The 12,812-nt window shown below is 73.7% G+C and carries 11 protein-coding genes; 5 read left to right on the forward strand and 6 right to left on the reverse strand.

Annotated features, from left to right (window positions below; translation table 11 throughout):
- Positions 1-16: 16 nt before the first annotated feature.
- Positions 17-1,012: a carbohydrate kinase gene (locus ACIGXE_RS16575; RefSeq protein ID WP_399747806.1), complete on the reverse strand. Its 996-nt coding sequence runs from the start codon at positions 1,010-1,012 to the stop codon at positions 17-19.
- 302 nt (positions 1,013-1,314) lie between these two features.
- Between ACIGXE_RS16575 and ACIGXE_RS16580 the strand changes: the two genes are divergently transcribed.
- The 4 genes from ACIGXE_RS16580 to ACIGXE_RS16595 all read left to right on the forward strand — a co-directional run bounded on the left by ACIGXE_RS16580 (position 1,315) and on the right by ACIGXE_RS16595 (position 5,330).
- Positions 1,315-2,328 carry a sugar ABC transporter substrate-binding protein gene (locus ACIGXE_RS16580; RefSeq protein WP_399747808.1) on the forward strand — a complete coding sequence of 338 codons (1,014 nt, stop codon included), beginning with the start codon at positions 1,315-1,317 and terminating at the stop codon, positions 2,326-2,328.
- 61 nt (positions 2,329-2,389) lie between these two features.
- Entirely contained in the window at positions 2,390-3,385 is a 996-nt protein-coding gene (locus ACIGXE_RS16585; protein WP_399747810.1) for an ABC transporter permease, read from the forward strand.
- Positions 3,382-4,215 carry an ATP-binding cassette domain-containing protein gene (locus ACIGXE_RS16590; RefSeq protein WP_399747812.1) on the forward strand — a complete coding sequence of 278 codons (834 nt, stop codon included), beginning with the start codon at positions 3,382-3,384 and terminating at the stop codon, positions 4,213-4,215. The genes ACIGXE_RS16585 and ACIGXE_RS16590 overlap by 4 nt, the downstream gene beginning before the upstream one ends.
- 107 nt (positions 4,216-4,322) lie before the next feature.
- Positions 4,323-5,330 carry a LacI family DNA-binding transcriptional regulator gene (locus ACIGXE_RS16595; RefSeq protein WP_399747814.1) on the forward strand — a complete coding sequence of 336 codons (1,008 nt, stop codon included), beginning with the start codon at positions 4,323-4,325 and terminating at the stop codon, positions 5,328-5,330.
- A gap of 129 nt (positions 5,331-5,459) precedes the next feature.
- Here ACIGXE_RS16595 and ACIGXE_RS16600 read toward each other — a convergent pair whose 3' ends face one another.
- From ACIGXE_RS16600 to ACIGXE_RS16620, 5 genes are all read right to left on the reverse strand, one after another.
- Positions 5,460-7,262 carry a SpoIIE family protein phosphatase gene (locus tag ACIGXE_RS16600; RefSeq protein ID WP_399747861.1) on the reverse strand — a complete coding sequence of 601 codons (1,803 nt, stop codon included), beginning with the start codon at positions 7,260-7,262 and terminating at the stop codon, positions 5,460-5,462.
- 244 nt (positions 7,263-7,506) lie between these two features.
- Positions 7,507-8,328: a hypothetical protein gene (locus tag ACIGXE_RS16605; protein ID WP_399747816.1), complete on the reverse strand. Its 822-nt coding sequence runs from the start codon at positions 8,326-8,328 to the stop codon at positions 7,507-7,509.
- Between the two features lie 975 nt (positions 8,329-9,303).
- On the reverse strand, positions 9,304-11,328 hold the full coding sequence (locus tag ACIGXE_RS16610) for an IclR family transcriptional regulator C-terminal domain-containing protein (protein ID WP_399747818.1): 2,025 nt from the start codon (positions 11,326-11,328) through the stop codon (positions 9,304-9,306).
- Positions 11,325-11,948: a sigma-70 family RNA polymerase sigma factor gene (locus tag ACIGXE_RS16615; RefSeq protein WP_399747820.1), complete on the reverse strand. Its 624-nt coding sequence runs from the start codon at positions 11,946-11,948 to the stop codon at positions 11,325-11,327. Before ACIGXE_RS16615 ends, ACIGXE_RS16610 begins: the two co-directional genes overlap by 4 nt.
- Positions 11,945-12,133, reverse strand: a complete 189-nt coding sequence (locus ACIGXE_RS16620; RefSeq protein ID WP_399747822.1) for a hypothetical protein — start codon at positions 12,131-12,133, stop codon at positions 11,945-11,947. The genes ACIGXE_RS16615 and ACIGXE_RS16620 overlap by 4 nt, the downstream gene beginning before the upstream one ends.
- A gap of 256 nt (positions 12,134-12,389) precedes the next feature.
- On the opposite strand from ACIGXE_RS16620, the gene ACIGXE_RS16625 reads away from it, so the two are divergent.
- Entirely contained in the window at positions 12,390-12,653 is a 264-nt protein-coding gene (locus tag ACIGXE_RS16625; protein ID WP_399747824.1) for a hypothetical protein, read from the forward strand.
- The last annotated feature ends 159 nt before the right edge of the window (positions 12,654-12,812 follow it).

Genomic DNA, 12,812 nt, shown 5'->3' on the forward strand with positions numbered 1-12,812 from the left:
CGTCCGGGCCGCCTGTTCAGCCGACGGCGCGGCCGGCCGTGTGTCCGGCGGTGTGTCGGGCCGCGGGTGCCGACCGTGGCAACTGGCCGGCCCACGGCGGGTTCGGGCCGACGACGCCGCAGGTCAGCGCCGCTACCTGGGAGGCGAAGGCGCAGGCGTCGAAGACGTCGTCGAGCCGCAGGCCGGTGAGGCGTCCGCCGAGGAGTCCCCTGGTGCCGAGATGGTGCAGGAGCCCCGCGGTGAAGGAGTCGCCGGCGCCGACGGTGTCGACCACCTCGGTCGGCGGCGCCGGTACGGCGGTCCGTTCGCCGTCCAGGGAGGCGACCGCGCCCCGCTCCCCGCGGGTGATCACGACGAGCGGGACGCCCGCCGCGTGCCAGGTGTCGCAGGCCCGCTCGATCGTGTCCCCGGGCAGGAGCAGTTCGAGGTCGTCCTCGCTCAGCCGGAGGATGTCCGCGAGCGCGCACCAGCGCGGCAGGCGTTCGCGGTAGACCTCCAGCCCCACGAGCAGCGGCCGGACGTTCGGGTCGACGGAGACGGTGGCCGTCGCGGAGGCGCGGGCGAGGAAGTTCTCCACGACGGTGGCGCCGGGCTCGCGCACCAGGGCCAGGGAGCCCGAGTGCAGACAGGTCGTGGAGTCGAGGTCCGTAGCGGCGAGTTCGTCCGCCGTCCACTGCCAGTCCGCGGTGCCCTGGGCGTGGAAGGAGTACGCCGCCCGGCCCTCCGGGTCGAGTTCCGCGACGGCGAGTGTGCTCGGCTCGGCCGCGGGCACGGCGGCCGTGAGATCGACGCCGGACGCCTCCATGTGACCGCGGAACAGGCGGCCGAAGACGTCGTCGGACAGCCGCGCCAGGAGGCGGGCGGGCGTGCCCAGCCGGGCGAGCGCCACGGCGGTGTTCGCCGGGCCGCCGCCCGGCAGCACCCGCAGGGCAAGCTCGCCCGGCGTGGGGGCGGGGACGGTGAAGGCGTCCGCGACGCACTCTCCGAGGACGGTGACCAGGGGCAGGCGCATGGCTCATCTCTCCAGGTGGGCAGCGCGAGGAGGCTGCGGGTGCAAGGGCCTTGAGCAAGCTCACGGTGAGCGCTGCTCTCGATGTGCGGCGGTGCGGGCGGTGTTGCCGATTCGTGACGGCGCCAAGGCATTGACGTTTCCGGGTGACGGAGTTCATCATCCTCCGCAAGCGGTGTCAACGATGACATGAGTCAACGATGACACCGCCCGCGCCGCCATCCGGTTGTGCGGCAGCAGCCGCCCTCCGGAGCCGCGGCCCCGATCCGTCCGGCCGTTCCGCCCCGTCCAGCAGGAGATCCGTCATGCTTCGCAGAAACCTCACCACCCCCGTCTCCCTCGGATTCACCACTCTCGTCACCGTCTCGGCGCTGACCCTGACGGCCTGCGGCTCCGGCGCGCAGGGAGCGTCCGGCGGCGGCGCGACCAAGGTGGGGCTGATCACCAAGACGGACACGAACCCCTTCTTCGTGAAGATGAAGGAGGGCGCCGAGCGGGCCGCCAAGGACAACGGTGTCGAACTCGTCAGCGCGGCCGGGAAGTTCGACGGCGACAACGCGGGCCAGGTCACCGCCGTCGAGAACATGGTCAACTCCGGCGTGAAGGGCATCCTCATCACACCCAACGACTCCAAGGCGATCGTCCCCGCCCTCGAGAAGGCACGCGCCAAGGGCGTCCTGGTCATCGCGCTCGACAGCCCGACCGAACCCCAGGACGCCACCGACGCTCTCTTCGCCACCGACAACGTCAAGGCGGGCGAGCTCATCGGCCGGTACGCCAAGGCCGCCATGGGCGGCAGGGCGGCGAAGATCGCCACCCTGGACCTCGCGCCCGGCGTCGCCGTGGGCGTGCAGCGTCACCAGGGCTTCCTCAAGGGGTTCGGCATCGCCGAGGGCGACCCGTCGATCGTGTGCAAGCAGGACACCGGCGGCGACCAGGCCAAGGGCCAGACGGCGATGGAGAACTGCCTCCAGAAGGCCCCGGACGTCGACGTCGTCTACACGATCAACGAGCCGGCCGCCCTGGGCGCCTACACCGCGCTCAAGGCGAAGGGCCTGGAGAAGAAGGTGCTGGTCGTCTCCGTCGACGGCGGCTGCACCGGCACCAAGGCCGTCAAGGAAGGCAAGATCGCGGCGACCTCGCAGCAGTACCCGCTCGAGATGGCGTCGCAAGGCGTCAAGGCCGTCGCCGACTTCGCCAAGGGCGGCAGGAAGGCCTCCGGCTACTCCGACACCGGCGTCACGCTCATCACCGACGCGGCCAAGCCGGGTGTCGACGCCCAAGGCACCGCGTACGGCCTGGAGAAGTGCTGGGGCTGAGCCCCGTCATCCCCCTGACGCACCCCGCTCCGCCGCCCACCGACCACCGGCAAGGACCCTCATGACCGCCACACCCCTGCCCTACGACCAGCTGAAAGGACCGACCACGGTCCGCCGGCTGCTCACCACCCCGACCACCGGCCCACTCGTCGCCCTCCTGCTGGCCTGCGTCTTCTTCTCCCTGACGACCGAACAGTTCCTCTCCGGCGGCAACTTCTCGCTGATCGTCCAGCAGATCATGGTCGTGGGCACGCTGGCCATCGGCCAGACCCTGATCATCCTCACCGCCGGCATCGACCTCTCCTGCGGTGCCGTCATGGCCTTCGGCAGCATCGTCATCGCCAAGACGGCCGCCGAGGGCGGCCTGCCGCCCCTCGCCGCCATCACGCTCGGCCTGGTCGTCTGCGCGGGCTTCGGCCTGGTCAACGGCCTGCTGGTGCAGCTGATCCCGCTCCCGCCGTTCATCGTCACCCTCGGCATGCTGAACGTCGCGTTCGCCCTGACCCACATCTACTCGGCCGAGCAGACGATCACCGACCTCCCGGCACCGCTGACCGCGCTCGGCGAGACGTTCCCGCTCGGCAACACCGACATCACCTACGGCTCGATCGTCACCGTCGCCCTGTTCCTGCTCTTCGCCTACGCGCTCAGCGGCACGTCATGGGGCCGGCACGTGTACGCCCTGGGCAACAGCCCGGAGGCCGCCCGGCTCAACGGCATCCGCACCTCCCGGCTGACCGTGGGCATCTACACCCTGGCCGGACTCGTCTACGGAATCGCCGCACTGCTCATGGTCTCCCGCACCGGAGTCGGCGACCCGCAGGCCGGGCAGACCGACAACCTGGACAGCATCACCGCCGTCGTCCTCGGCGGCACCAGCCTCTTCGGCGGCCGCGGGGCCGTCCTCGGCACCTTCGTCGGCGTCCTCATCGTCGGCGTGTTCCGCAACGGCCTCCAACTGATGGGCGTCGCCTCCATCTACCAGACCCTGATCACCGGCGTGCTGGTGATCCTGGCCGTGACCGTCGACCAGATCTCCCGGAGGAAGGCACGATGAGCACCGCCGACGTCACACCCGTGCTCCAGGCCCGCGGCCTGGTCAAGCGGTACGGCCACGTCACCGCCATCGACGGCGCCGACTTCGACCTGCTGCCCGGCGAGGTCCTCGCCGTCATCGGCGACAACGGCGCCGGCAAGACGAGCCTGATCAAAGCCCTCACCGGTGCGCTCACCCCGGACGAGGGTGAGATCCGGCTGAACGGCGAACCCATCAGGTTCACCGGGCCGCAGAGCGCCCGGCAGCACGGCATCGAGACCGTCTACCAGGACCTGGCCGTCGCCGCCTCCATGGACATCGCCTCCAACATGTTCCTCGGGCGCGAGCTGCGCCGGCCGGGCTTCCTCGGCGGCGCGCTGCGCATGCTCGACAAGAAGCGCATGCGCCAGGAGGCGGCGGCCCACATGGCCGACCTCAAGATCGGACTGCGGTCTCTGACGCAGCCGGTGGAGACGCTCTCCGGCGGTCAGCGCCAGGCCGTGGCGGTCGCCCGGTCCGTCGCCTGGGCCAGGAGCGTCGTCGTGATGGACGAGCCCACCGCCGCGCTGGGCGTCAAGGAGTCGGGGCAGGTCCTCGACCTGATCCGCCGGGTCCGCGACAAGGGCATGCCGGTGGTCCTGATCAGCCACAACATGCCGCATGTCTTCGAGATCGCCGACCGCATCCACATCCACCGGCTCGGCCGCCGCGAGGCGCTGATCAAGCCGTCCGACCATTCCATGGCGGAGGTCGTCGCCATCATGACGGGGGCGCTCAGGGTGAACGATGATGGAGGTACGGTCGTTGCCGACGCGGATGCCGCCCAGGCGGCGGGCGTGTCCGGCCACTGAGTCGCCGCGGGGGTAACGCCGCGACCGCGGGGTCGCCGCAGAGTCAGGACAGCGGGCCCGGCCCCGGGCAGGGGCCGGGCCCGACGAACGCACAGGAACGGTGGTACATGGCCGCGAACCGTCGCCCCACACTGGCCGATGTCGCCAGGGAGGTGGGCGTCAGCGCCAAGACGGTGTCCCGCGTGCTCAACGAGGACGGGCCGAGTTCCCCGCAGACGCGCGAGCGGGTGCTCGCCGCGGTGGAGAAGCTCGGCTTCCAGCCGAACCTGATGGCCCGCAACATCCGTGTCGGGGGCCCGGACACCACCGTCGGCCTGGTCGTGCCCGACCTCGGCAACCCCTTCTTCGGCACTGTCGCCGGCGGCATAGAGGACGTCGTACGCGGCCGGGGGCTCACCCTGCTCATGGGATCGTCGGCCGAGGACCCGGACCGGGAACGGGCGTTGATCCAGACCTTCCTCGCCCGGCGCGTCAGCATGCTGATGGTCGTCCCCGCGTTCGGCGCCGACCACACCCATCTCAAGGCGGCGCGCGCGGCCGGTCTGCCGGTGGTGTTCCTCGACCGGCCGGGCGTCGGCCTGTCCGCCGACAGCGTGGTCAGCTCCAACCGGACCGGCGTCCACGAGGGCGTCTCCCACCTCATCGCCCGCGGCCACCGCCGGATCGGCTTCGTCGGCGACCTTCCCGCCAAGCTCTACACCCGGCGCGAGCGGCTCGCCGGCTACCGCTCGGCACTCGACGAGGCCGGCCTGCCCTACGACCGGGCCCTGGTGGTCGGCGCGCACAGCCAGGAGGGGGCCGCCGCCGAGACCACCGCCCTGCTGAGCCTGCCGAATCCGCCCACCGCCCTGTTCGCGGGGAACAACATGATGGCCCTCGGCGTCGTCGCCGGACTCACCCGCGCGGGACGCAAGGACATCGCCCTGGTCACCTTCGACGACCTCCCGCTCGCCGACGTCCTCGAACCGGCCCTGACCGTCGTGGCCCAGGACCCGGCGGCCATCGGCGAGGCGGCGGCCAGGACCGCCCTCGCCCGCCTGGACGGCGACCGTACCCGCGCCCGGACCGTCATGGTCCCCACCCGTCTGGTGATCCGCGGCTCCAGCGAACTGTGAACCGCGCGGGTTCCGGCCGGCACCGGGATCCGGTTCCCCGCACGGCGCGCCGCCCGCCGCCCGTTGGCCAGCCGCCCGCCGTGCGGCGTCCGGCGTCCGGCGGCGACGTTCCCCTCGCCGCGGCCCGCCTCAGGAGGGGATGTTCTGCTCCGCCCAGACCACCTTGCCGGTCACGGTGCGGCACGAGCCCCAGCGGCGGCACAGCATGTTCACGAGCTGGAGGCCGCGGCCGCCCTCGTCGCTGAGGTCCGCGTGCTGGATCTGGGGCAGGTCCGGGCCGGTGTCCGAGACCTCCACGACGAGACGCTCACCGCGCAGCAGGCGCAGCGCGCCGGGTCCGTTGCCGTAGCGGAGGGCGTTGCCCACGAGTTCGGAGACGACGAGCTCGCACACGTCGGCCAGCTCCTCCAGGTCCCACGCGGTGAGCTGGTCCTTGACGAAGTGCCGGGCCGCGGACGCGGCGTGGCCGTCCCGCGGCAGCTCCCACACGCACAGCTCGTCCGGAGCCCTCGGCGCGGTCGTCGAGGTGAGGAGCACGGCCTCGTCGAAGCGGGCCAAGCCGGCCGGGGCGCGCTCCACCAGGCCACCGCCTGCGAGCGCCTCCGGGGGGAGACCCCGTGCCACCGAGCGCAGCAGGTCCAGCTGCTCGCTCAGGTCCGCCTCCCGGGACTTGATGAGGCCGTCCGTGTACATGACCAGGCTGCTGCCCTCCGGCACCTTCACCTGCACCGCGTCGTACGGGATGACCCCCGCCCCGAGCGGCGCGCCGATCGGCACGTCCACGAACTCGGCGGAGCCGTGCCCGTCGAGGAGGAGCGGCGGCAGATGCCCGGCGAGGGCCAGCGTGTAGGTCGAGTCCGCGGGATCGTGGACCGCGCAGAGGAACGTGGCGACCTGCTCGTCCTCCAGGTCGCGGGTGGCCAGGTCGAGCCGGCCCAGCACGCGCTCCGGAGCCATGTCCAGGGTCATCAGCGTGCGGGCGACCGCCCGGAGGCGGCCCATGGTGGCGGCCGCCGGCAGCCCGTGCCCCATCACGTCCCCCACCATGAGGGCCGTCCGCCCGCCGGGCAGGGCCATGACGTCGTACCAGTCCCCGCCCGCCCCGTGATGGGCCGCGGAGGGCGCGTACTCGGCGTGCACGCGCAGTCCGGGCGTGACCGGGGTCGTCCGCGGCAGCAGCGTGCGCTGCAGCGAGACCACGTGCTCGCGCTCGCGCCCGTACAGCCGTGCGTTGTCGAGGAACACGGCGGACTGCGAGGCCAGCTGCTCCGCCAGCGCCAGATCCGTACGGGAGAACGGCGGCGACCCGGGGCCGCGGACGAAGTCCACCGTGCCGAGCAGCAGCCCCCGGGCGATGAGCGGCACCGCGAGGTAGCTGTGGACTCCCGCGGCCCGCATCTTCGTCGCGGCGCTCACGGTCGGCGCCACCCGCATGAAGTCGTCCTCGCCCATCCGGCTCACCAGCACCGGCCTGCCCTGCCGCAGGCAGTAGCGGTGGAGCAGCGTCTCGTGATGCTGCTCGTCGCGGACGAAGGTCTCGCCCACCGGAGTCGGCTCCAGGGAGGCCAGCTCCTCGACGGCGCTCACCGCGGTGGCCCGCAGCCGGGGCAGGCCCTCACCCGCCCACCGCGCACCCTCGTCGCCCCGCAGGACGCTCTCCAGGATGTCCACGGCCGCGCCGTCGGCGAAGGCGGGGACGGTGAACTGGGCGAGCTCCTGTGCGGTGCGCTCCAGATCCAGGGTCGTGCCGATGCGGGAACCGGCGGAATTCAGCCAGGCGAGCCGGCCGCGTGTCGTGAGCCGGTCGAGCGGGTCCCCGCCGCCGACACCCTTGCCGAGCCGCCCGCGCGCACCGGCCCAGCGGTGCGCCGTGCCGCTCCTCGTGGAGGAGACTCGCCTGGTCAGGCGTCGTCGCCCGTTGCCGCCGCGCACTCGTTCGGCCTCCAGACAGGAACTCGACGCCTCATGATGCACAGCATGCACTGGAATGGGTGTCCGCGCACCGGTCGCACGGAATTCGGCTACGCCGCAGGCCGGACGCGTACCCCCGCACGGGGGGTCCCGCGACCACGCGCCGCGCACGGCCGAGGGCATGCGGTGAGGGCACCGGGTCCCGTACGGAACGGGGCCCGGTGCCCTCTGCCTGACTGAGGTGCCGCCGGTGACGGCGGGCGCGTCAGGTCCCGTCGGTGGCGCCGGCCGCCCTCGTGTGACGGAGCAGCGCCGTGGCCGCCAGGGCGACCACCGCCGCGCAGCTCAGCACCGCCAGGGCCTGCGCCCAGGCGAACCGTGCGCCGAGACTGCTCTGCAGGACGTCGATCGTGCGGGCGCCGGCGAGGACGTGGAGCGCGATGAGCCCGACCGTGCCCGCCGCCGTGGCGGCCCAGGCGCTCGCGCTGTCCCGGACCGCGAGCCACATCGCGCACAGCAGGCAGAACACGGTGATCACGATCGACAGGACGGCGGTGTTGCCGCCCGAGCGCAGACCGTCCACGTCGGTCGGCAGATGGATCAGCCCGCACGTGAACAGCGCGGCCGCCGCCGGCCAGCGCAGCGCCGAACGCAGGGCGGGGGACGGAGCGTGACTGCCCGGACCCGCCGCGAGCGCGTGGTCGAGCGGTGACTTCGCCGACTTCATCGGCGCGCGCGACCGTTTCGGCGCGGGCTCGGCCACGCCCGTGGGCCGTACGGGTCCCGCGGCCGCGTCGGTCGCCCGGTCCGCCGTGTCGCCGTCGCCCATGGCGCGCCAGCTCCGCCCGTCGGCGCCGATGATGTTCACGAGCTCGACGATGTCCTCGATCGGCCGGCCCACGGCCGCCGCGCGCAGCGTGGTCTCGGCCTGGTGCAGGTCGTACCCCGACTCGTTGAGCAGCACGACCAGTTGCCGCACCTCGTCGAGGGGACGGGACACGGCCGCGGCACGCAGCGCCACGTCGGCGGGGCTGGACAGCTCCCCGGACTCCTTGAGCCGGGCGACCAGCGCGGCGACTTCCGGCACGGGCCGCTCGGTCGCCGCCGTCCACAGCAGCGTGCGGATCGCCTCGTCGCCGTCCTCGTCGCCGTCCTCGTCCTGCCGCGCCGTGTCCGCCTCGGGGGGCGGGTCGTGCGGCGGCTCGGCTGCCGCGGTCGGGTCCGAGGCAGGGTCGGAGGTCGGGTCCGAGGCCGCCTGGGCCGGTTCCGGGGTGGGGGCCGAGGCGTGGTCCGTGGTCGGGGCCTGGTCCGGGTCCGCGGCCTGCTCCGGGGGCGATGCCGGTGCCGGAAGGGGCTCCTGTGCCGCTTCCCGGGCCGGAGTCGTCGCGGCTTCCGGCGCCGGTTCGGGGGCCGGAGTCGCAGCGGGTACCGGTGCCGGTTCGGGAACCGGAGTCGCCGCGGGCTTGGGAGCCTTCGCCGGTTCGGGTGCCAGAGTGGCCGCGAGCTCCGGTGCCGGTGCCGTAGCCGGAGCCGGTTCCGACGCGGGTGCCGATGCGGGTGCCGGGGATATGGGCTCCCGGACTGGGAGCGGCGGGATGATCCCGGCAGGGAAGGGGGCAGCGAGGGGGGCGGGCCCTGGAGTGGTGTCCCGGGTCCCCGCGCCGTCGTCCGCAGGTTTGCTGTCGAAGTCGAAGGGGTCGGGCGTCATGACTGGTACTCCGTTCGTGGACACCTGCTGAGGCGTCCACCGTCTTTGATCGTTACGCGCCGGTAAGCGCGTTCGTGAACACCACTAGGAGGTAGTCGCGCAGGCTGCGCCATCCGGGAAAGCCCTGGCTGCGCCGTCGGAGCGAAAAAACGGTCCGAATGACCACGCTGGGTGAAAGTCGCAGGCCTCGGCTCGGAACCCGCCTCCCCCGCGGGCACGGAACCCGCTTCCCGCCCGGCCGCGGAGGGCGTCGGACCGGGCGGTCCGGACCGGACCGGGTCGGACCGGACCGGGTCGGACCGGACCGGGTCGGACCGGGCCGGACGGGAGGGCGGGGCGGGGTGTGGCGGGCGGTTACCACGTCCCCGTCGGGAACGCGGCGATGCCGCCCGCCGGTACCGGCGTGAGGATCCCGGAGGGGACGACCAGCCCGCCCTCGGGGCTGCCGGAGGCCAGGGCCGGCGCGGGCGGCGCCGGGGCGGCCTGGGCCGGGTGCGTCCGGTCCGCCGGCACCGGGCCGGCGTCGGCGGGGAGCTCGGCGAGGAGGGTGAGCAGCAGAAGTCCCGAGCGGTTGGACAGCACGTCCGCCGCCCGGACGAGGCGGGGGAAGTGCTGCGCGGGCAACGACAGTGCGACGCAGGCCGGTTGGGCGTCCAGGGTGAGGGGCACCGCCGCGCAGACCTCCCGGTCCGAGTACTCGAGGAGGTCGAACTGGCTGGCCTGCGGCCCGTGTCCGTCGAGGACGCGGAACAGGACGGCCGGGTTGGTGATGGTCCGTTGGGTGAGCCGGACCGGGCGGTGCCGGGCCAGGTGGTCCATCCGTTCGGCGAAGTCCAGTTGTGCCATGAGGCTCTTGCCCACCGCGCTGGCGTGCGCGGCGAGCTTGAAGTCGACGTACGGGACCACCGCGGGGGTCGTCGGCCCGTCGGCGCAGTGCTGCACGTCGACCTCGCCGTGGGTGTAGCGGCTGATGTAGATGGCGGCGCCGGTGGTGTCCCGTAGATCGTCCAGGAGCCGGGTGAGGGCGTCGTGGCGCAGCACGGGATCTCCGGCGGGAGCGGGGGAGAAGAGGGGGCCGACGGTGAACGCGCCGTCGGCGAGCCGGGCGAGCAGCAGGTGCCGGCACAGCCAGCCCAGGAGCGGGCCGAGCAGCACGCGGTCGAGACGGGCCGCGGACGCGATCTCGCCGGTGCTCAGGGGCCGTTGAGCGGCGCGTACGGCGTGCAGCACGTCCAGGACCCGCAGAGCCGCCGCCCACCGGTCGGGGACGTGCGGAGCGGCCGGCGTCTGCTGGGCGAGCGCGGTGAGGGAGGCGTGTCGCATCGGCAGGGCGGAGAAGGCGGCGCTCCGGCCGGGCGGCAGCTCGCGGGGCGTCCCCGGTCGGGCGGGCGCGGGTCCGCTCGGCGCCGGCACTCCTTCCGCCAGGGTCTCCCCGGGACGGCGGACGGTGGGGGGCAGCGGGACCATCCAGGCGCCGGGGCGGGCCGGGACGTGCTGGTGGGAGATCGCGAAGACCTCCTTGGCCAGTGCGCGGCCGGCCGTCGGGACGGGCCCGAGGTCCTCGTGCTCCCGGCGCCGCACCCACCGCCCGGCCCCCGCCAGCACCCGCCGTACCCGCGGCGTGAGGAGGGGAGCGGCGTCACCAGGAGCGGCGCACGCGGCCGCGCCCTCGACGAGGGGCGTGCCGCGCTCCGTGCCGATCGCCGGGGCGCGGTGCGCGGCCGGGGGCGTGGCGCGGCCCGGGGTCAGGGGCGTGCCGGGATCCGCCGGCCGGGCCGTCGTCGCGGTCGGCGGCCGGTCCTCCGTCCCGCCCAGGCGGCGGAGCCAGAGCGCGGCGTCGTGGAACTCGCCGCGCCGGGCGTGGTCGAGGAACAGGCAGGAGGCGGCGAGTGCCACCTCGGCGCCGGCGGCGAGCTGCCACCAGAAGGTCGCCCCCTCGCCGTCGCCGGTGAGGTGCAGGACGCAGGCGAAGACCAGCGCGCCCTCCGGGTCGGCGCCGGCGTGCTCGGCGAAGACGGCGAGCCGGGCGCCCGCGTCACGGGCGAGCACGACGGCCGCGCACAGGGCCTCGAGTTCGCGGCGGGCGTCGTCCGCGTCGGGCAGGGCCGCGTCGAGCGGGGCCGCGTCGAGCGGGGCGGCGTCGAGCGGGGCGGCGTCGAGCGGGGCGGCGTCGAGCAGGGCCGCGTAGAGCGGGGCGGCGTCGGGCTGGACCGCGCCGGGGCGGGGCTCCGCCGTGTCGTCGGGAGGGGGCGCCGCTCCGGCCGCCGCCAGGAGCCGGGCCCGGGAGGCCGCCGCGTCGGCACGGGGGCGGGGGGTGGTGGCCGATGCCGTGGCGAGGACGTCTTCCACGGACCGGAAGACCCCGTGGGTCTCGCTCATGAGCTGGCCTTCCCGTCTCCGTTGGGTGTGATCGGAATGCGAAGCTCCCGCGCGAGCCGGCGCCGGGCGCGGCTCAGCAGGGAGCGGATCGTGGCCGCGTCGATGCCGAGGATCTCGGCGGCCTCGGCGGTGGTCCGGCCGAGGAGGTAGCAGTGCGTGACCGCCTCACGCTGGCGCTCGGGCAGCCGGCCGACGGCGTCGTGGAGGGCGATGTTCTCGACCAGGGCGTCGAACGGGTCGATCCCGGCGGCCTGTTCGTCGAGCAGGCCGCCGAGGACGCCGTCGTCGACCGGTATGGGGGTGCGCCGGCGGCGGCGCCCCTGGTCGATGATCCGCTTCTTCAGGACCGTCCGGGCGTACGCGGCGGGCTTCTCCATCGCCGACACGCGCGGCCACTGCCGCATCAGGTCGCGGAAGGTCGCGTCCACCGCGGCCAGGGCCGCCGCCTCCGACCGCAGATCGAAGTGGGCGTAGTCGAAGAAGTGGTCGTGCCAGCGGGTGTGGAACTCCCAGTAGGCGTCGTGGAGCGCGGGGCTCCAGCCCGCCATCGGGGCGGGACACCGAGGCAGGCGGACCGCCCCGTCGGATTCCTCGGTCTCCTCCGTCCCGACCTCGCTCACCCGGTCACCTCGGACCGCGCGTCGTCCGCCCCGCCCGTACGGCGCAGGGCTCCGGAGCTGATGTCGGTGAGGGCCGTGCGCACCGCGGCGGCCAGCAGGCGCCGACCGCAGCGGACGACGTCTCCCCCGAACACCCGCATGACCAACGCGGCACCGACCAGCAACTCCGTCGTGCTGTGCTGCACCAGCTTTCCTCCCGTCGCACCTGAGCACCGCTCGCAGCCCCCCTTCTCCGCGGCACTGGAGGCGACCGCCTCCACAGGTAACAGCGACGCACGGAGCCCCAACGTGCACAGGAAAAACAAAGAAATCTAACTGTCGGTAATCGATCTGGATCGATCACTTTCGATCTCGTGGTCACAGGCGTTGTCAGACCCCCCTCGTAACGTCGGGAAGTACGAGGCCCGGGAGCCACCCGGTCCACCGGCGGAAGGAGCGGCCATGGGCGAGATCAGCGTGGACCGGGGGCACCTCGACCGTCTGCTCGCGGACCCCACGAGCGCGTACGGCCACCCCTATCAGCAGGCGTTCGCCGAGCTCGCGGCCTCGCACCGCGGCCGGCCGGCCGCGACGATCGTGCCGCTGCTGCGCGCGGCGGCCGAGCGGGCGCTGCTCGGTTTCACCGCGGCCGACCTCGCCGACCAGGCCGAGGCCATCAGCAGCGGTGCCCCGTACGAGCTGCGGATCCGCGTCACCGGGCGGTAGGGCGGGTCCGGAAAGTCCCGCCTGGCTCGCGACGCCGGGCAAGGACGGGAGTGTGACGACAGGACCTAGGGAGCGTCTTGTCGATCAATCGCTGAGCCAGATGAGTGTGCTGGCGAGAGTGATGACGGCGAGGTAGTGGTCGGGGCGCTTGTCGTAGCG

Origin of the sequence: Streptomyces sp. NPDC053431, assembly GCF_044544925.1 — a bacterium.
Classification (GTDB): Bacteria; Actinomycetota; Actinomycetes; order Streptomycetales; family Streptomycetaceae; genus Streptomyces.

What these genes read in the sequence shown, in the direction of transcription:
- ACIGXE_RS16575 (WP_399747806.1), bottom strand. Translation starts at nt 1,012, where the DNA reads ATGCGCCTGCCCCTGGTCACCGTCCTCGGAGAGTGCGTCGCGGACGCC.
- ACIGXE_RS16625 (WP_399747824.1), top strand. Translation starts at nt 12,390, where the DNA reads ATGGGCGAGATCAGCGTGGACCGGGGGCACCTCGACCGTCTGCTCGCG.
- ACIGXE_RS16595 (WP_399747814.1), top strand. Translation starts at nt 4,323, where the DNA reads ATGGCCGCGAACCGTCGCCCCACACTGGCCGATGTCGCCAGGGAGGTG.
- ACIGXE_RS16610 (WP_399747818.1), bottom strand. Translation starts at nt 11,328, where the DNA reads ATGAGCGAGACCCACGGGGTCTTCCGGTCCGTGGAAGACGTCCTCGCC.
- ACIGXE_RS16580 (WP_399747808.1), top strand. Translation starts at nt 1,315, where the DNA reads ATGCTTCGCAGAAACCTCACCACCCCCGTCTCCCTCGGATTCACCACT.
- ACIGXE_RS16585 (WP_399747810.1), top strand. Translation starts at nt 2,390, where the DNA reads ATGACCGCCACACCCCTGCCCTACGACCAGCTGAAAGGACCGACCACG.
- ACIGXE_RS16590 (WP_399747812.1), top strand. Translation starts at nt 3,382, where the DNA reads ATGAGCACCGCCGACGTCACACCCGTGCTCCAGGCCCGCGGCCTGGTC.